This is a genomic window from Vibrio fortis (genome assembly GCF_000695685.1).
GTDB classification, from domain to species: domain Bacteria; phylum Pseudomonadota; class Gammaproteobacteria; order Enterobacterales; family Vibrionaceae; genus Vibrio; species Vibrio fortis_A.
In genome coordinates this window covers 298824-317627 of the sequence record NZ_JFFR01000025.1, presented here as the reverse complement: position 1 = coordinate 317627, position 18804 = coordinate 298824, and the positions used below count along the sequence as shown (strand labels likewise).

The window sequence follows — 18804 nt, the reverse complement described above, 5'->3', positions numbered from 1 at the left end:
GCATCTAACGGAAACATGAACTAGAAAAGAAAGGCTCGCAAATGCGAGCCTTTTGTTATTTCTAATGGAAATTTACCCGTTAAAAATCTTCAGCATTTGGCAAGCGATCAAGCAATTCGTAATACTTACCTGCAACGCTCGCAATGTCACCACTCTGGTAGGCTTTGATCATATTAAGATCTTTCGCCCACAGGTCTTTGTCTGCATCTGAAGCCGCAACATAGCCCGCATATAGATTATCTACAGCCGACATCATCGAGTCACCTAAGTCATTAAAGATTAGAATCATCGCATCAGAGTATGCAGCATATGCTTTTGAAACCGGCTGAGCTTCACCACCTTTATACTGAACAGTACCTGCTGACGCGTCGTAGACAACGTCGCCCGAAGCAATACCTGCATCGACAAAGTTATTAAACGACGTTGCAAAGCTTAAGACTCCTGCTGCGATATCAACATCAATGTTCGTCTTCATAGCATTCACCATCGGTGCATCAAGTAACAAAACGGCATCATGATATTGAGGCAGGATATCGGTTCTGAAAGGCCCCCATGCTGTTTCAACATTGGTCACAATCGTTGCAAGTTCCGTAGAATCATAGTTATCTAGGTAGACTTTCAACGCGTAGCCATCAGAGCTGACTAACTGGTTGGCATATTCATAAGCCAGCTTGTTTGCCTTGGTCGCCACGTAAGTTTCGCCGTCAATGACAAACTCAACTTTTTCTCCTGCAATCAAGCCGTAGCGGTCTTGCTGTTTCGTAAATGCATCCAACTGAGCCTTACCTAAAGATTTCACCGTGTAGTCATTCGATTGCATTTCATCGACACCCATGCTCAAAATCAAATCACCAATACGTTGACGGTCTCGACCAGAGATTCCAAAGAATCGCTCAATACCTCGCGGCATTGGAGAGAGTGATTCCATTTTCTCCGTAATGTGCAGGTTTACATCAACGCCATTTAGGTTGTTGTAGACTTTACCCTCAGCATCAACCAACTCTACCGGTGTATTTAAACCTTCGTTTGAGATCATGTTTGAGATGATATCTTCATACTGCTCTTGCACTCCAGGAAGATCTAATAGCGATGCGAAGCTCACTTCATCGGTATAACGATTTGAGTAACGACGAGCCAGGAAATAGCTTGCTAACGCTTTGTCTGGCCAGCTACCTAGTACAGATACTGCATTTGACCAAGGGTAATCAGGATCAAAGCTACCTATTGAATTCAAGAAACGACCATTTTTCGTCTCTGCAACAGCTGTATAACCACTATCTGCATCTTCGATGAATTTAGCGGCTTGCTCATCAAAACAGTTCGCATCAATCAAATCGTAGTTTGCAGGTAACAAGTGAGAGTTGTTGTTAAGAAGCTGACCAAATGAAATTACTTTTTGATCACCGCTGGCATTTTGAATCACACACTGATGTTCTGGCGTCGCTAACACATCCAAGAAGTATGCTGCTGCGTTCTTAGCGCCATCTGCATAGTCACAGAACCAGTAATTTGCTTCAGCGCCTGGTGTTGTGCAGTAAGTCTCGTTAGAAGCTAATCGCAGTAAGAAATCACCCGGCTTATCCGTGGAAGATGTGTAACCAAGGTTATTGTATAGATCATCAATGCGTTCTAAATCTTCCATCTTGTCACGGATTGATGTCATCTCACGATAACGACGAACAATGTAGCCAGGGTAATCCGAAGAATACAAACCATTGGTGCTGTATTCTGCAAGGTTACGGCGATCATAGCTGTCTAAGTAGCTCTGCCATTCATATGCAACGATCTCGTTAAGACTTGTACCTTCATCAAAACGGTTACAATCACTGTTAAGAGAAACGTTACCATCGGTACAGAAACCGTAACTCTTACGTTCGATATTGTGTACATTATCTAAGTAGTAAAGTACACCATATCGCGTTTTTGCATAATCTTCAGGATCATCACTTAACGCGGCAATATCGAAACGACTGAAATCACAGTTATAAAGAGACTTGCCGGCTTGATCGCCCGATAGCGCCATGATTTCGCTACATACCATCAATGAGTCATTGTCCACATTGTTGCCAAAACGGTTGGCAAAGCTTTGCTGATACGCCTGTAGATCCGCAAGGTATTGTTGATAAGCTGCTTTCTCTTCGTCAGTACCCTCATCACCTGGATTTGCAACCGCCGTTGGCATCGCTGATGAAGAGTCTTGAATGGTTTCTACTTTACGCCCATAGCCAAACTTGAACGCTGCAATATCATATAGGCCCCATGTTGGCGTTTCATCCAACATGCTTGGTGCATAGTCCATGGTTGAGCTGTAAGCTGGAATATTATTTAGACCAAGAGCATGAGCCTGTTCTAGGGTGTAGTAATTTTCCTTGTCGTTCGAACCTTTGAAGTTATGACGTAAACCAACGTTATGACCCAATTCATGAACAAGTGTATTGCTATATGTTGCAACGGTTATCGCATCAGCAGCCTCTTGTTGAAGATCTTTTGGTAAGTACTTCCAACGTCGTAGTTCTCGTGATGTTTCAACGCCATTATCATCAACCTTGATGTTAAAGTAGCGGTCGTCATCGAACTTAAGGTTATCAAGCATCGCTTTACTGGTTGAAGAGACCCACGACGCTTCAATTGGGTATGCATTGTTTTCAGACCAGAATGCCAGACGGTTCTCTTCAGCCGCTACGACATCTTCAAAGTCCATATCGTCACTGAAGTTTTTGGTAAGAATGGTCGGAGCTCGCGAAGGTGTTCGGTCACCCGTGAGCTCTTTTTTAGTCAAGGCTGGCGCTACGTCATCAACTTTAGGTAACTTAGACATTGCTGCCATAGTCGATAGCTGTTGAATACGGCTTTCTACTTCAGCAACGGCAGGAGCTGAATCATCTTCAGTCGGCAGTGCTGGTAAACCATTCAGCGACAACTCATTTCGGTTGTAAAAACGTGCTAGGTTATCCCAATAATAAGGAACACCTGTTCTGGCCACACCTGCATATTGGTTAACATGTGCTTTTATGATTTCACCTGTCACCGGGTTAGCCACTGAAGGGCCATAACCTAGCAGGCCATTCGCTAGTGGCTCATCAACCAAGTTAATAATGTTATAGCGCAGATCGCCTGGATGGATGCCTGCAGGTGCCGATGAGTTGACGATTTCAATCGCTGGTTTACCGGCATCATTACCAAACAAAGACAGCGCTTTGTTCATTTTGTCGATGGTTTGAATAGTCGAGTCTAAGAAAAGCTTATTCTTATCTTCGAAGAAGTTGTCCGTCAGATAGTATTTGATCGTACCGTTGTCTGGGTTAAATCGATTCAGATAAACAACATCACGATCATACTTGTTGGTGATCGGGTTAAGCTTTTTCGTTTGTGTAGTGAAGAAGCCTATATCGTTTTCATCACCGACCGGATACATCACAGGTTGGTAGTTGTCAGAAGCAACCACGCTTTCATGAACCAATGAGTAGTAGAAACGCGCCTTAAAGGCACCATCAACCAATGCTTCTTCTAAGCCAGATTTAGTTGAAAAATTAATGTAGTCCGAAAGGTTATCTAAATCGACTTGGAAAGTGCGCTCTAACTCGAAATTGAGAATACCGTTTTCAGGGTCAAAATCCCAGGATATAACTTGTGCAGTACCTTGCTCAGTAATCCCATCCTTCAAGCCATAAAGATCTTCCCAGTTCAACTCAGATACGATCAGCTCTTCTGGTTTAGGTGTGAAGTGAGTCTTCTTGCGATAGTCTAAGCTTTTATCGTCATTTATCTCTTCGGTATTAGTACAGTCGTCGTACGCATCTTCCTTACAGCGGTAAGCGGCAAAGTCACCCGGAATTTGTAACACTTGTGCGAAGTTGAGAGGATCATCACTGGCAATATTATCTTTGTTTACGTTTTCACAATAGTTGTTTTCGTCTTTTGGTAACGAAGTCTCAGGGTGGTCCTTGTCAAACGCACGAACCTCTAGACCGTGTTTGGTATAACAGAGTTCTACATAGCGTCCCATACCTTGTAGGAACGGAAATTGGTTGAGTGCAAATCTCGGAGCAGCACCTGTCGTTGGAACATAAAACCAACGGCCCTCTTTAAGGTCTTGTACTGCGACTTCCTTAGAATCTCGGTCTTGAAGCTCGTATGCTTGGTCATCAGCACCACACCCAGCCAAAATAGCCGTAATTGCGGAGCTTAATGCAATCTTTTTAAAGTCCATATTGAATCCTTTTATTATTTTTATTTCCCTAGAATGAGAATGTTATATCTGCTGAGTAAGAGGCTTTGTCTGCATCGAATAGATCGATATTGCCCAATGTGCCTCGTTCTGCATCTGCATATGCGCCTGACGTTGCGGCTGTAAGAGTAAATGACCAGTTGTCGTTAAAGTCATAAGCTCCATAGATAGAACCGCCATAATCAACTGAATCACGTCTGGTTCCTTGATAACTGATAGTGTTTCCACCCAAAGCATCAATTCCCAAACTTAACTTTTCCCAGCTGTAACTTGCTCCTGTAAATAAGGAATAAGTCCACTCAGTGAGAGACTTGCCACCATACGTTTTATATTGATGAAAATTCTTTCTAAGTCGGGGCGATATATTAAAATTCACTCCCCAGTGTTCGAAACTAATTGGAACAGCTAATCTGAATGCGGTTTGTAACTTATCGTTACGAGACGCTTCAGAGGTGGGAATAGTAAATTGCCCACTTGCACCTATTTTTCCACTCTCCCCAAACTCATATAACTTAGAGTGGCTTAGCCCTATAACCGAATCAGTAGCGTATGTCCCTACTTCATCATCTAAGGCTCGATACCCGCCCGAAGATATATACGTTTTCATATTTTTAGAAAGTGCATATTTCAGTGAACCATTCCATGAAAAGCTTCGGTCTGCGCGATAGTCATCTTTGTTGTATATGTTTGTTGAATAACCAGCGGTAACGGACCCACTGATATTACAAGTTATACAAGATGCATCGCTTTCACTTTGTGTTGATTCAACCTTATCGTTAATATTGTCAACACTATTACCTTCCTCTGCGTAAACAGATAAAGTAAACATAGTACCTAACAATATTGCGATCGGATTCACCTTCCACTTTATTGTGTTATGCATGCTTTTTAACTTCCATGAACGTTAAGTTCAGTCATTGAACTTATTTAAATAATCCATCAAATTTTAAGTAAACAAATACCTCAATATTTATCACTAAATATCGATGGACTTTTTAGCAACAGAACCTTGCTGCCAAATTACTTTACAATTGAATTACAAATTTTCTTTGTATTATTTTGTACAGAATTGTATTAATGCTATTTTCCCTTTGTACGCTTCCTGCGATTAGGGTGTGTTATTGGTATTGCTGAAAGTAGTTTCTTTGTATATTCATTTTTGGGGCTGTTATATATTTCCATCGCAGAGCTATATTCCACAATCTTGCCCAAATACATTACAGCGACGTCATCCGAAACCTGTTTAACAACAGAAAGATCGTGGGAAATAAAAATAATTGCTAGATTCATCTCCTTCTGTAAGTTTAAGAGCAAATTAATAATCTGTGCTTGTACCGACACGTCTAGTGCTGATACGGATTCATCACAAATAAGCAGTTTAGGTTTTAGAGCGATGGCCCGAGCAATTCCGATACGTTGACGTTGTCCACCAGAAAACTCATGAGGGTAACGATCAACCGACTCTCTGACCAAACCCACCTTATCCAACAACTCTAATACCCACTGCTTACGCTCTTTATTGGTACCGACATTATGGATAATATAGGGCTCTTCCAAAATCATACCGATCGTATGTCGTTGATTGAGAGACTCCATCGGATCTTGAAAGACAATCTGCATCTCTTTACGAAGCGGTCTCATCTCCCGAGCTTTCCAATGGGTGATGTCTTTTCCTTCAAAGAAAATTCGTCCAGATGTTGGTTCAAACAACTTCAATATTGTTCGTCCCAATGTACTCTTTCCGCACCCTGATTCCCCAACCAGACCCAAGGTTTGCCCTTGATGCAGAGAAAAAGAGACGCCGTCAACGGCCTTAACCACATACCCTTTTGAGAACAATCTTTTTCCAGAGACGAAATGCTGAGTAACGTTTTCGATTCTTAATACTTCTGACATTAAGCTACCCCTTAAACTCTGGAAACAACGAAGTATCAATTGGTGTGAGCTCTATTTGTTGCTTTGGCGGATGATCCAAACTTGGCATTAAACCCAGTAAGCGCTTTGTATAAGGGTGTTTCGGGTAATCGAACAGCTCAAATACATCTGCATACTCAACAACACGCCCTCCATACATGACAGCTACGTCATCACACACCTCTGCAACAACACCTAAATCGTGAGTGATAAACAGCATCGCCATACCTGTCTCTTGTTGTAGCTCTATCATCAACTCCAAAATGGAGGCTTGAACCGTAACATCTAGAGCCGTGGTTGGTTCATCACAAATCAACACGTCTGGCTTGCACGCAAGAGCCATAGCTATCATTACGCGCTGTCTCATCCCACCAGATAGGTTATGCGGATATTCATCGATGCGTTTCTCTGGCATTGGAATTTTGACCTTTTCCAACATCTTGACCGCATATTCTCTTCTATCAGCTTTCTTCAACTCAGGTCGATGAAGCGCCAACACCTCCATTAGCTGTTTACCGATACTATGTACCGGATTAAGTGCCGTCATTGGATCTTGGAAGATGATTGAGATCGAGTTACCACGCATTTCATACATAGAATCTGATGGCAAGGTAACGAGATCCTGATTGTTATAAAGGATCTCCCCACCGACAACTTGACCATAAGGTTTAGGTAGCAGACCCATAATCGACATTGATGTGACGCTTTTACCACAACCAGACTCGCCAACCAGACCTAGAGTTTTGCCTTTTTTAACTTTGAAGCTGACGCCATGCAGTACCTGAACGACTCCCGAGTCAGTATCAAAAGTGACTTCTAGATCTTTTACTTCCAACACCACGTCGCAATTAGGATCTTGTTTATATTCCATATTCATACAAGCATCCGTCACAACTTAAAACGGTCATCAACAAATGAAACCGGAGTATAGGTTTTATCTGACTTCATCGACGCTTGCGTCTCTTTCTTCAGTGAAGGATCTATCCAGAAACTACCAATATCCATCGGGTGGAAGATAGACTCTGTCTGCTTAGTCATTGGATTCTCTGGATATTGGACCCAACGCCAATGCGCAGCGCGTGAATACGGCACCATATAGCCTGGAACGATGATATTAGCCTGTGTAACGTAATCTTGAATCTGATACGAGAGTTGATAACGCTTTGCTTGGTCAAACTCAGCATCATACGCTTCTATCAATTTATCCAGTTCAGGACTGCTGTAGTTAGTGTGTGCATTGGTTTGCGGTTTATTGGCGTTGTCTGAGTGCAAATACTCCCAGTAAGAAGGGATTTCACCCGAGCCCATATTGAGAAAAGCCAATTGATGCTTCTTCTCTAGAATGTATTTAAACGCCGATGACCCATCGACCAAGTTAAGAGTAAAGTCGAGACCCGCTAACTTGGCTTGCTCTCGGAGAAACGCAATTCTTGGCGTCCATGCGTTGTAACCGTAGGTGATAGCAAACGAAAGCCTCTGACCTTGTTTATTGATACGGATACCATCAGATCCAATGGCGTCAAAGCCAGCTTTTGCAAAGTGCTCAGCCGCTAACTGAGGGTCAAATTCTGGCGCTTTATTCGTTGGGTTATCGTACTGCCCATGTCCAAACCCGAGCCCATGTGGCTTACGAGAATAGTCACCACGCATGATGTTTTTAATCATTCCGTCATAGTCGGTAGCGTGCATTATGCCCTTACGAACATTGATATCATCGAGCAATGGTTGCGCAGTATTCATCCATAAACCACCGGCACCTTGCGGTGTTTGATTGAACCCCCAAAACTTCTGGATGTAACCATCTTTAAAGCCTTGGGAGTCAGATTTCCCATGCCAATATTCAGGAAGTACGAAATCGAAATAATCCAATTTACCTTTTTCAAAGTGCTTTAGAGCGATATCAAAGTCACGAATAACCGTAATACGCACCTTATCGACATTGTAGCGATTCTGATAATAGCGATTTGAATAGCCCCACCACTTTTCACCGACATGTTTGAAGGTAACACTCTTACCTTTTTTAACTTTATCTAGGTAATAAGGGCCTGCTGTGGGTTCACTCTTGAAGTTATATTTACGAACAAAGTTATCAACCATACCGTCATTATTTGCATCTTTCTCATCCGCAAAATAGTGTTTTGGTCTTGGTTGAAAGCCGTTACTTGGCATATTGATCAACACCATTAGAGCGTCTTGGCTCTGCTCAACAGCGGTTTCTACGGCAATGGTGTATTCATCTACTTTAATCACATCAATAATGGACGTTGAAAAGAAATCGTTATACCAAGGGTCAACGATATCTTTAGAGCGATAATAAGTGAGCATAAACAGATAGTCATCTGCCGTTATTTTCTCTCCATCAGACCATGTCGCATTGGGATCAAGCTTAAAGTAGACCGTTTTGTTGTCTTCAGAGAACGCCCAATCAGTCGCTAACTGTGGAATCCACTTGCCCGTATTAGGGTGTCGCTGAGCAAGCTTTGGGGCACCATCCATAAAGTAATGACGTAACCCTGAATTTGCGTCTGGCCCAACGCTACGCAAGGTCTGAGGAAAACTGGCCATGAATGTACGTAAGGTGCCGCCGCGTATCGCGTCTTGTGAAGCAAAAAGTGGTTCATTGTTGTTAGACAACCATTCAACGCCCTGCGGTAAAGCAGTGGTTTGCGTGAAAGCAGACGTGGATAAACCCGCCATCAACGCTGAAATACATATTGAGAGTGTTCTATTCATAATTACATCCTGTAATTGGATACTTCCTGTAAATGTCTGAATCTAGGCTTATACGTAACGTGTGAACTTTTTGGGATCAAATGCCGAGCGTATCGCTTCACCTATAAATGTCACCATGACTAAAACTGCAACGATGGCTCCGACAACTGAGATCACAATCCAAGGAGCATCTAGATTCGATTTCCCTTGCTGTAGTAATTCACCCCAACTAGGCGTAGGAGGCATCAGGCCGAGCCCTAGATAGTCGAGCGCCGTCAGTGCGGTAATGTTGGCGGCAATCGTAAATGGCGCTAAGGTCACTATCATAACCATAGTATTGGGTAAGATATGATGCACTAGGATACGCGTTGTAGAAGCACCTAACGCTCGGGCTGCCATCACATATTCGCGAGCAGATTCTTTATATGTCATGGTTCTCATATACCAAGTGATTCCCATCCAGCCGAACAAAACATTAATCGCGACAAACAAGGTAAACGTTGGCTGGGTTATCGAGACTAAGATCATAATCACGTACAGAAACGGCACCATCGACCAAATCTCTATTAGCCTCTGAACAAACAAATCAAACTTGCCACCAAAGAAGCCCATACAACACCCGACCACAGTACCAATCGCATAAGAGATGGCCATGGTCATTAAGGCAAACCCCATCGCTATACGAAAGCCATAAACTAAACGCGCTAAAATATCTCGCCCTATCGCATCCGTGCCTAAATAATGTTTACTCTCAATACTCGGTGCTAGTGGTGGGAAGTCCCCAGAAAAGTCCTGCTCATAAGGGTTCCAAGGCACAATAGGCATGATGACAAAGTTACCCTCGCCTTCATCCTCAAAAATCTGTTTCAGATCTCTATAATCAGCCTCACTCGCATAGCTTAGCCCGAAGTCTGTCCCTGGCCTTACGTCTGAGACAACAGGAAATGACCATTCGCCTTTGTAGCTAACGAGGAGTGCTTTACTGTTAATAAAAAACTCAGCGAAGATTGAAAAAATAAGTAGGAAACTCAGGATCAAAAGTGACCAATATCCACGTTTTATCTCTTTAAAGTGTTTAATCTTTTTCTGTGTTAGTGGGGTTAGTCTTATCATGCGCCAAACCTCACCCTTGGGTCGACAGCGGCAACACATAGATCAGAAACAATATTACCAATCATCAACATCGCAGCGTTAATAGCGACAATTCCCATAACAACCGGATAATCTCGCTCCATTATTGATTCATAACCTAATAAGCCAATACCATCGATATTAAAGATAACTTCAATCAAAAAAGAGCCGGACATAAAGAACAATAATGAGTTACCAAAATGACTTGCTATCGGAATTAGGCTATTTTGTAGCGCATGTTTTTTAACCGCTTGCTTGAACGGCAACCCCTTCGCTATGGCTGTTCTAATATAATCAGCAGAGAGGTTTTCCATAAGGTTATTTTTCATTGTCATCGTGAGCGTCGCAAAATCACCAATCAAATAACAAATGAGAGGAAGCACGGCATGCCACATGATGTCCTTGACTTGGTCTACCCAATTTTCATAGTCCTCAAAATCGTCTCCGACGAATCCTCCCATAGGAAACCAATCAAGGTTATAGGCAAACAGTGTAATTAAAAAAACGCCAACAACATATCCGGGTAACGCATAACCAATAAATATTAAAATTGAAGACGTAGAATCAAATACTGAACCATGTTTGATCGCTTTATAATATCCAAGTGGAATTGATATAAAGTAACTAATAAAGAACGTCATGCCTCCATAAAACAACGAGATTGGTAAACGTTCAGCAATCATGTCACTCACTGGCTCGTAATAACGAGTTGATTCACCAAAATCTAATACGACAATCTTAGACAGCCAATTAACATAAGATTCTAATATAGGTTTGTCTAATCCATAGAAAGCATTGAGTTCTGCAATCTGATCATCTGATAATGATGAATTATTACCCACAACGCTTACTGCCGCACTGTCAGTTCCTGAGTGCATTTTTGACAGCATTCTTTCTACCGGACCACCCGGGACGAAGCGAGTAATGGCAAAAATCAAGATTGTGATTCCTATAAATGTTGGAATGACAAGCAATAAACGCCTCAATATATAAGCTAACAATTGGAAGTACTCCATACCAATTAATTACATTTAAACCACATCCTGTGGACAATCACCAACCTACGCACTGGTCGGATGAGACTTTAGTTCGTAAACTCTAGTTCATAAGAATATTGAATTAAACAATTACATCCAATTAATATTAAAAATAATCGACTCAAGTCATATTATTATAGTTAATTTGAGAAAATCGTTATGTAAAACCACAATATGTGTCGGTTTATTTAGACCACAATTAGAATAAGTAAATATAAAGTCGAAGGAATATGTTGATAAGTATATATTTTAGAAAGGAAAGTTATAGAAATGGAGTTATATAGTGAATATCACTACAAGGTGCACAGTTTAAACGTTTGCTAATTTTATTAAACGAGATAAACCATGCACCTACAGAATAATTAGTTGTTATTCATATGTAACAATTCATTGTTTATATTCTTTAACACTTCAGCTGGATCAGCAGCCTGAGTGATTGGGCGGCCAATAACTAAGTAGTCAGAACCTGATTGAATCGCTTTTGTTGGTGTCATAATACGTTTTTGGTCACCGACATCAGCACCGACTGGACGGATACCTGGAGTAACTAACTTGAACTCTTGGCCCAACTCACCTTTTAGTAATGACGCTTCTTGCGCAGAGCAAACAACACCATCTAAACCTGCATTTTTAGTTAGGTTAGCGAGACGCATCACCTGCTTCTGTGGCTCAATATCAAGACCAATGCCAGCAAGATCTTGTTGCTCCATGCTTGTCAGTACAGTCACACCAATCAGCAATGGACGATCTTTACCGTAAGGTTCAAGAATCTCGCGTGATGCCGTCATCATACGTTCACCACCACCAGCATGAACGTTCACCATCCAAACACCCATTTCTGCTGCTGCACGTACTGCTTTAGAACATGTGTTTGGAATATCGTGGAATTTCAAATCTAAGAAAACCGAGAAACCACGCTTGTGCAGCTCACGTACAAACTCTGGTCCGAATAAAGTAAACATCTCTTTACCTACTTTTAGGCGACAAGATGCTGGATCGATTCGATCGACAAAGGCCAAAGCATCTGCTTGGTTGTCGTAATCCAGGGCTACAATGATTTTTTGATCGTTCATTTCATCTCCTAACGCAGTTTATTGTCTTAAATTTTACTCATAAAAATGCAGCCCGAAAGCTGCACTATTTAATTTGGTCTAACATTGACCATAAATTTATTCACCATCAAGGCCACGGATCGGCTTGATCGTCCCCCACCCCTTACACGAAGGACAGTGCCAATATAGTGAGTGGGTCGAGAAACCACACTTCCTACAACGGTAGTGAGGCTTCATTTTCAGTTGTTCACCAACCATAGATTGTAACGTGGTTAAGCTGTTCTTAGCTCGCCCCTCTTCAGCTTCTGCAATATGATAATCAATCAATCGATAGAAGCCTTTCATCGTTGGGTTTTTAAGAAGTTGTTTGGTCAAAAGCTCCTGAGCAGAGCCGATATCTTCATGCTGTGCAACTAGCTGGGCCAACATTAACTCAGCTGACACGCCTGCTTTTTTCTGAATACACACTTTAAGGAATTCGACAAGCTGAGCTTCCTGCCCCAAGTGGTGATAACAGTCAGCTAAAGTTGGAAGTACTTCACTAATAAAGTCGATGTCTTGATCAACAACAGATTCAAGATATTCTATCGCTTTCTTATATTCTTCATTAGCCAGATGAATTTTGGACAATGCTATGCTGGCTCTGACGCACTTAGGATCTTCATTGAGTGCTTTCTTAAAGTGCTGTATCGCTTTGGACTTGTTACCTTCGGCTTGCTCCTGCATTGCCATTTCGCACCAGAAATGAGCAACCGTGGCACGCATCTTAAGCTTCTTCTTACTGATTTTGATTAGCACATTACCGTATTGAATGGCTTTATTCCATTCTCGGGTTTGTTGATAGATAGAAACCAGTTGTTGAAGTGCACTCTCTTTATGGTCTGGCTCATCGACGAGTTGCTCAAAGATTTTCTCTGCTCGGTCTAAAAAGCCCGATGCCATATAGTCTTTTGCGAGTTGCTGTAGTGCGAGATTTTTTTGGTCAATCGTAAGACCGGAGCGGGAAATAAGATTTTGGTGGATACGAATAGCGCGATCAACCTCTCCTCGAGAACGAAATAGGTTACCTAACGCGAGGTGCGTATCTATCGTTTCGTTATCAACTTGAAGCAGTTCAATAAAGTGGTCAACCGCTTTATCCGACTGATCTGACAAAAGTAGGTTCAGACCTGTCACATACTGACGAGATATCTGATGAGATTGCTTTTGCTTTTCTTGCTGAGCATTACGATTACCCATATACCAGCCGTAAGCAGCAGCAATGGGTAAAAGTAAGAACAGTAACTCTAACATTCAGTATTAGCCTTTCTCAGCTATCAAGCTTTTGATTCTACAGCGACTTGCTTTGATTGCTTGTTTAGCTTTTTCTTTAAACGGTGGATCTGTAGCTGAGATTTCATGTGCATGCTACCAAACACAATCCATGCTAGAACAAAACCCGATACAAACACTACACCAAGTAATGTAGATAGGTGGAAGTCCCCCTGGGCAAGCAGATAATTGAAGTTCACGATAGTTTGGTTTTGAGAGCCTAAAGCCAGTGCAATTAGGAAAAGTGCAATAACAGCGACTATTTTTATAATTTTCATATTCATCACTCATTGGTTAATTAGCAGTACGATTATGCAGGAAAATTACTTATCAGACCACCATATTATGGTCATAAAAAAGCGGCATACATTGTAGTATGCCGCTTTTCAAAATTCCGATAAGTAATCTACATTCCTGTATTTACTCGTTCGCGTAGCTCTTTACCTGGTTTGAAGTGAGGAACGTATTTACCATCCAACTCTACTTTGTCACCGGTTTTTGGATTACGGCCAACGCGAGGCTCACGGTAGTGCAGCGAGAAGCTACCAAAACCACGGATTTCGATTCGATCACCACTTTCCAATGTTGAAGCCATGTGCTCTAAAATGTCTTTTACAGCGTCTTCAATTTCTTTTGCAGAAAGATGCGTTTGCTCAGCGCATAGTCTTTCAATTAATTCAGACTTAGTCATAGTTACCCTCGTTGGTTTTCTTTTTAGAAATTATAGACCTATCGGAAAAATAAGCAAAAAAAAAGGGACCCAAAGGTCCCTTTCTTAGCGAAAAATTAAATTATTCGCCTTTAGCAGCTTTGAATGCATCTGCCATTGCGTTACCGAACGCGCCTTCGTCAGACTTGTTCAGTGAAGCCATTGCTTCTTGCTCTTCAGCTTCATCTTTAGCTTTGATAGATAGGTTGATTACGCGGTTCTTACGGTCAACACCTGTGAACTTCGCTTCAACGCTGTCACCAACGCTTAGGATTAGAGACGCATCTTCAACGCGGTCACGAGAAACTTCAGAAGCACGGATGTAACCTTCTACGCCTTCAACAAGCTCGATAGTTGCACCTTTCGCGTCTACTGCAGTTACAGTACCGTTTACTAGAACGCCTTTCTTGTTGTCAGCAACGTATGCGTTGAACGGGTCGTTTTCCATTTGCTTAACGCCAAGAGAAATACGCTCACGCTCTGCATCTACTGCAAGAACAACTGCTGAGATTTCGTCGCCTTTCTTGTACTCACGTACAGCTTCTTCACCAGCAACATTCCAAGAAATGTCAGATAGGTGTACTAGACCGTCGATACCGCCTTCAAGACCGATGAAGATACCAAAGTCAGTGATAGACTTGATCTTACCAGTAACTTTGTCGCCCTTAGCTTGCATTTCTGCAAATGACTGCCATGGGTTAGCTTTACACTGTTTCAGACCTAGAGAGATACGACGACGTTCTTCGTCGATATCAAGAACCATAACCTCAACTTCGTCGCCAACATTAACAACTTTAGATGGGTGGATGTTCTTGTTAGTCCAATCCATTTCAGAAACGTGTACTAGACCTTCAACGCCTTCTTCGATTTCAACGAAGCAGCCGTAGTCAGTTAGGTTAGTAACACGACCAGAAAGCTTGTGACCTTCTGGGTAACGCTTAGCGATTGCTACCCATGGATCTTCGCCTAGTTGCTTAAGACCTAGTGATACGCGAGTACGCTCACGGTCGAACTTAAGAACTTTAACTAGGATTTCGTCACCAACGTTAACGATCTCAGATGGGTGCTTAACGCGCTTCCAAGCCATATCTGTGATATGTAGAAGACCATCAACACCGCCAAGGTCAACGAATGCACCGTAGTCAGTAAGGTTCTTAACGATACCTTTAACTTCAGTACCTTCTTGTAGAGTTTCAAGAAGTTCGTCACGCTCAACGCTGTTCTCAGATTCGATAACAGCACGACGAGAAACAACAACGTTGTTACGCTTCTGGTCTAGCTTGATTACTTTGAACTCTAGCTCTTTGTTTTCTAGGTGAGCAGTGTCACGGATAGGACGTACGTCTACTAGAGAACCAGGAAGGAAAGCACGGATACCGTTTAGTTCAACAGTGAAACCGCCTTTAACTTTACCGTTGATGATACCAACAACAGTTTCAGCTTCTTCGCAAGCTTTCTCAAGAACGATCCAAGCTTCGTGACGCTTAGCTTTCTCACGAGAAAGTTGAGTCTCACCGAAACCGTCTTCAACAGCGTCTAGAGCTACGTCTACTTCAGCGCCAACTTCAACTTCAAGTTCGCCAGCAGCGTTCTTGAACTGTTCAGCAGGGATAGCAGATTCAGACTTAAGACCAGCGTCAACAAGAACGAAACCGTTCTCGATAGCTACTACAGTACCTTTAACGATGCTGCCTTGTTGGAATTCTGTTTCGTTTAGAAACTCTTCAAAGAGTTGAGCAAAAGATTCAGTCATTATTTAATCTTCAATAATTAAACGTCCATGGGTATCCTACCGCATGGGGTTGATAAATTCGCCGGTTATCATCCTTGCAACCAACGTTCTTGCCGGCTCGGTAAAAGTTACCCAGCCAGTTTCGATTCAATATAGTGTAGTGCTTTTTCTACCACCTGCTCAATATTCATTGAGGTGGAATCCAGCACAAGCGCATCCTCAGCAGGGCGCAGTGGCGCTACTGGGCGATTACGATCTCGGTCGTCTCGCTCTTGGATCTCGCTCAAAAGGTCGTCAAATTTAACATCTAAGCCCTTGCCTTGCAACTGTTTAAGGCGGCGATTCGCACGCTCTTCTGCACTCGCATCAAGGAAAATTTTCGCTTCAGCATTGGTGAATACGACAGTACCCATGTCACGACCGTCCGCAACAAGCCCCGGCGCAGCGCTGAAGGCACGTTGACGACGCAGCAGTGCTTCACGTACGCGAGGCAGTGCAGCAACTTTTGAAGCCGCCATACCTGTCTCTTCTTTACGAAGCTCGCCAGAGACATCTTCGCCTTCAAGAATCACTTTTACCAATTCACCCTCAGCAATAAACTGAACGTCTAAATGCGTTGCTAAAGGAACTAAAGCGTCTTCAGACTCTGTGTCTACACCATGATGGATTGCAGCTAATGCAAGCACGCGATAGATAGCACCCGAGTCTAGTAAGTGAAAACCTAGCTTTTCAGCTAGTAACATACATAGGGTACCCTTACCTGCACCACTTGGGCCATCAACCGTAATCACTGGGCTTTGAGAAGGCATGTTTTACTCCACGTTTCTTCGTAAGTTTTATTCCGCACTCGCATAATACAACTGCGTTAACAGGCGGCATATTATAGAGAAAAATCAGTGTCGGGGCGAGGTAAATCTCACATTAATCCCAGTGAAGCTGAGATAACGAAGTATTTATAAATTCCTCTGTTTAACAGGTATGTTTGTAGCAACTTTAATGAAAAAGCCCCGCGAATCTGCGAGGCTTTCATAAGGCTTAAAGTTGCGTTTTAGAGAGGATACGTTATCCAATAATCGCTCTCACAGCTTCGAGATCTTCAGGCGTATCGACACCGGCAGCAGGCGCTTCTGCGGCAATATCAACATGGATTTTTTCTCCATACCAAAGTACACGTAGCTGTTCTAAACACTCTATACGCTCAAGTGTACTTGGTTCCCAGTTGATGTAGGTGTTGATGAAACCCGCTCGGTAAGCGTAAATACCGATATGACGAAGTAGTGGAGATTCTGCAGCAGTACCGTTGTTAGCGTAAGCGTCACGATCCCAAGGAATCGTGGCACGGCTAAAGTACAACGCATACCCGTCTTTATCCGTCACGACTTTTACAGCATTGGGGTTAAACACCTCATCAACGTGAGAGATTTCTACACCAAGTGTAGCCATCGGCGCTGTGCTGTTTGCTAGGTTATTCGCTACCTGATTAATAATTGCAGGTGGAATAAGCGGTTCATCCCCTTGTACATTCACAATAATATGGTCGTCAGGGATATTCATTACCTCGATCACTTCAGCAAGACGCTCTGTTCCAGATTCATGCTTAGGTGAGGTCATACAAACGTCTGCACCAAATGCTTTCGCTGCCTTTTCAACTCGAGCATCGTCGGTCGCGATAACGACTTTATCTGCACCAGCTTTCACGGATTGCTCATAAACCCATTGAATCATTGGCTTGCCGCCAATATCAGCTAACGGCTTTCCAGGTAAGCGGCTCGATTGATAACGAGCCGGGATGACAACCGTAAATGACATTATTTGCCCTCATCCATTGAGATTGTGCGTGCTTCTGGCTCAAGAAGCACAGGAATACCCTCTTTAATTGGGTATGCAAGGCGATCAAGTTTACAAATCAGTTCTTGCTTATCTTTATCAAAAGTTAATTTACCTTTACACACAGGGCAAGCAACGATTTCAAGTAGACGGTGATCCATAGTATTCCATAACCTCTTTAATTTTTTGCATAACTTTGTTTTGTGATGCTTGGTCAAATTGCGCAGAAACAGGCAGATACCACCAATTATCTTGCGCATAACCTTCACATTTCACAGCATCTTTTTCTGTCATTATGATGTTCTCCCCCCTTTCAGCAAGAGCGAATAACTCATCTTGGTCAAAATCTTTATGATCAGCGAAACCTTGAGTATGAACCACGTCAGCACCAAGGTCTTCCAGCGTTTTGAAGAAACGTGGTGGATGGCCAATTCCTGCAAATGCGACCAATTTTGTCAGTGCTTCTAGGGAGATCCTTTCTCCAGTCTTCAGGTTAACCACTTGATTAGGTACCAAAGACATCGCCATCTCATTCAATTCTGGTTGTCCACCATTCGTCACTATAAAATCGACTTCACTTAAACGCGATACGGGTTCGCGTAATGGCCCCAACGGAATCGCTTGTTCATTACCAAAACGTCGAACACCATCAACCACCACAAACTCGATATCTCTTTCTAAAGCGTAATGCTGAAGGCCATCATCAGTGACAATAACGTCGACTTTAGAATCTAACAGAGCTTTAACTGCATTGGCTCTAACCGGATCTACAGCGACAGGTGCGCCCGTTCTTTTCATAATCAAACGAGGCTCATCACCACAGTGAGCTGCAGGTGTATCTTCAGATAAAACCAATGGATAACTCGGCGCTTTTGCACCATAGCCACGAGAAACAACACCCGGCTTATACCCTTGAGATTGCAGCATCTCAACTAGCCAAACAACTACTGGCGTTTTGCCGTTGCCACCCGCCGTAATGTTTCCTACGACTATCACTGGTACAGGCGCTCGATAACTCGCTTTAGTACCTTGATGATACGCTTGGCGGCGTCTTTTACTGATAAGATTAAAGAGTAAACTCAATGGCCACAACAGTGGCCAAAGCAGATACTTTAGAGGGTGATTATCAAACCAAATCTTTTCGACCACGC

Annotated in this window: 16 protein-coding genes; all 16 read right to left on the bottom strand. The window is 42.7% G+C overall.

The genetic code is table 11. The features are described from left to right. Nucleotides 1-79: 79 nt before the first annotated feature. Nucleotides 80-4210, bottom strand: coding sequence for a M66 family metalloprotease (locus VFDL14_RS07695; protein WP_032552075.1), 4131 nt, complete (start codon nt 4208-4210; stop codon nt 80-82). Between the two features lie 28 nt (nt 4211-4238). Then, complete coding sequence (locus VFDL14_RS07700) at nt 4239-5111, bottom strand: hypothetical protein (protein ID WP_032552074.1); 873 nt, start codon at nt 5109-5111, stop codon at nt 4239-4241. Nucleotides 5112-5308: 197 nt separating this feature from the next. Further along, nucleotides 5309-6124 carry an ABC transporter ATP-binding protein gene (locus VFDL14_RS07705; RefSeq protein WP_084181884.1) on the bottom strand — a complete coding sequence of 272 codons (816 nt, stop codon included), beginning with the start codon at nt 6122-6124 and terminating at the stop codon, nt 5309-5311. A 4-nt stretch (nt 6125-6128) separates the two neighbouring features. Beyond that, complete coding sequence (locus VFDL14_RS07710; protein WP_084181891.1) at nt 6129-7013, bottom strand: ABC transporter ATP-binding protein; 885 nt, start codon at nt 7011-7013, stop codon at nt 6129-6131. Between the two features lie 17 nt (nt 7014-7030). Beyond that, nucleotides 7031-8839 carry an extracellular solute-binding protein gene (locus tag VFDL14_RS07715; protein WP_235201741.1) on the bottom strand — a complete coding sequence of 603 codons (1809 nt, stop codon included), beginning with the start codon at nt 8837-8839 and terminating at the stop codon, nt 7031-7033. An 84-nt stretch (nt 8840-8923) separates the two neighbouring features. Beyond that, nucleotides 8924-9967: an ABC transporter permease gene (locus VFDL14_RS07720; RefSeq protein ID WP_032552072.1), complete on the bottom strand. Its 1044-nt coding sequence runs from the start codon at nt 9965-9967 to the stop codon at nt 8924-8926. Beyond that, complete coding sequence (locus VFDL14_RS07725) at nt 9964-10986, bottom strand: ABC transporter permease subunit (protein WP_084181890.1); 1023 nt, start codon at nt 10984-10986, stop codon at nt 9964-9966. The genes VFDL14_RS07720 and VFDL14_RS07725 overlap by 4 nt, the downstream gene beginning before the upstream one ends. 398 nt (nt 10987-11384) lie before the next feature. Beyond that, complete coding sequence (gene pyrF / locus VFDL14_RS07730; RefSeq protein ID WP_032552070.1) at nt 11385-12095, bottom strand: orotidine-5'-phosphate decarboxylase; 711 nt, start codon at nt 12093-12095, stop codon at nt 11385-11387. Between the two features lie 96 nt (nt 12096-12191). Then, nucleotides 12192-13367, bottom strand: coding sequence for a lipopolysaccharide assembly protein LapB (lapB, locus tag VFDL14_RS07735; protein WP_032552069.1), 1176 nt, complete (start codon nt 13365-13367; stop codon nt 12192-12194). A 23-nt stretch (nt 13368-13390) separates the two neighbouring features. After that, entirely contained in the window at nt 13391-13663 is a 273-nt protein-coding gene (locus tag VFDL14_RS07740; protein ID WP_032552068.1) for a LapA family protein, read from the bottom strand. A 128-nt stretch (nt 13664-13791) separates the two neighbouring features. Next, nucleotides 13792-14076, bottom strand: coding sequence for an integration host factor subunit beta (gene ihfB, locus VFDL14_RS07745; RefSeq protein ID WP_032552067.1), 285 nt, complete (start codon nt 14074-14076; stop codon nt 13792-13794). Between the two features lie 100 nt (nt 14077-14176). Further along, nucleotides 14177-15847, bottom strand: coding sequence for a 30S ribosomal protein S1 (gene rpsA / locus VFDL14_RS07750; protein WP_032552066.1), 1671 nt, complete (start codon nt 15845-15847; stop codon nt 14177-14179). A 107-nt stretch (nt 15848-15954) separates the two neighbouring features. After that, nucleotides 15955-16635 (bottom strand): (d)CMP kinase, encoded by a 681-nt coding sequence (gene cmk / locus VFDL14_RS07755; protein WP_032552065.1) that lies wholly within the window; start codon nt 16633-16635, stop codon nt 15955-15957. A gap of 253 nt (nt 16636-16888) precedes the next feature. Then, a complete protein-coding gene (gene kdsB, locus VFDL14_RS07760; protein ID WP_032552064.1) occupies nt 16889-17635 on the bottom strand; it encodes a 3-deoxy-manno-octulosonate cytidylyltransferase in 747 nt (248 codons plus the stop codon). Then, nucleotides 17635-17814: a Trm112 family protein gene (locus VFDL14_RS07765; protein WP_032552063.1), complete on the bottom strand. Its 180-nt coding sequence runs from the start codon at nt 17812-17814 to the stop codon at nt 17635-17637. Before VFDL14_RS07765 ends, kdsB begins: the two co-directional genes overlap by 1 nt. Further along, nucleotides 17795-18802, bottom strand: coding sequence for a tetraacyldisaccharide 4'-kinase (gene lpxK, locus VFDL14_RS07770; RefSeq protein ID WP_032552227.1), 1008 nt, complete (start codon nt 18800-18802; stop codon nt 17795-17797). The genes VFDL14_RS07765 and lpxK overlap by 20 nt, the downstream gene beginning before the upstream one ends. Between the last annotated feature and the right edge of the window lie 2 nt (nt 18803-18804).

Coding starts and splice junctions, on each gene's coding strand:
- VFDL14_RS07695 (WP_032552075.1), bottom strand. CDS start 4,210: ATGGACTTTAAAAAGATTGCATTAAGCTCCGCAATTACGGCTATTTTG.
- VFDL14_RS07700 (WP_032552074.1), bottom strand. CDS start 5,111: ATGCATAACACAATAAAGTGGAAGGTGAATCCGATCGCAATATTGTTA.
- VFDL14_RS07705 (WP_084181884.1), bottom strand. CDS start 6,124: ATGTCAGAAGTATTAAGAATCGAAAACGTTACTCAGCATTTCGTCTCT.
- VFDL14_RS07710 (WP_084181891.1), bottom strand. CDS start 7,013: ATGGAATATAAACAAGATCCTAATTGCGACGTGGTGTTGGAAGTAAAA.
- VFDL14_RS07715 (WP_235201741.1), bottom strand. CDS start 8,839: ATGGCGGGTTTATCCACGTCTGCTTTCACGCAAACCACTGCTTTACCG.
- VFDL14_RS07720 (WP_032552072.1), bottom strand. CDS start 9,967: ATGATAAGACTAACCCCACTAACACAGAAAAAGATTAAACACTTTAAA.
- pyrF (WP_032552070.1), bottom strand. CDS start 12,095: ATGAACGATCAAAAAATCATTGTAGCCCTGGATTACGACAACCAAGCA.
- lapB (WP_032552069.1), bottom strand. CDS start 13,367: ATGTTAGAGTTACTGTTCTTACTTTTACCCATTGCTGCTGCTTACGGC.
- VFDL14_RS07740 (WP_032552068.1), bottom strand. CDS start 13,663: ATGAAAATTATAAAAATAGTCGCTGTTATTGCACTTTTCCTAATTGCA.
- ihfB (WP_032552067.1), bottom strand. CDS start 14,076: ATGACTAAGTCTGAATTAATTGAAAGACTATGCGCTGAGCAAACGCAT.
- rpsA (WP_032552066.1), bottom strand. CDS start 15,847: ATGACTGAATCTTTTGCTCAACTCTTTGAAGAGTTTCTAAACGAAACA.
- cmk (WP_032552065.1), bottom strand. CDS start 16,635: ATGCCTTCTCAAAGCCCAGTGATTACGGTTGATGGCCCAAGTGGTGCA.
- kdsB (WP_032552064.1), bottom strand. CDS start 17,635: ATGTCATTTACGGTTGTCATCCCGGCTCGTTATCAATCGAGCCGCTTA.
- VFDL14_RS07765 (WP_032552063.1), bottom strand. CDS start 17,814: ATGGATCACCGTCTACTTGAAATCGTTGCTTGCCCTGTGTGTAAAGGT.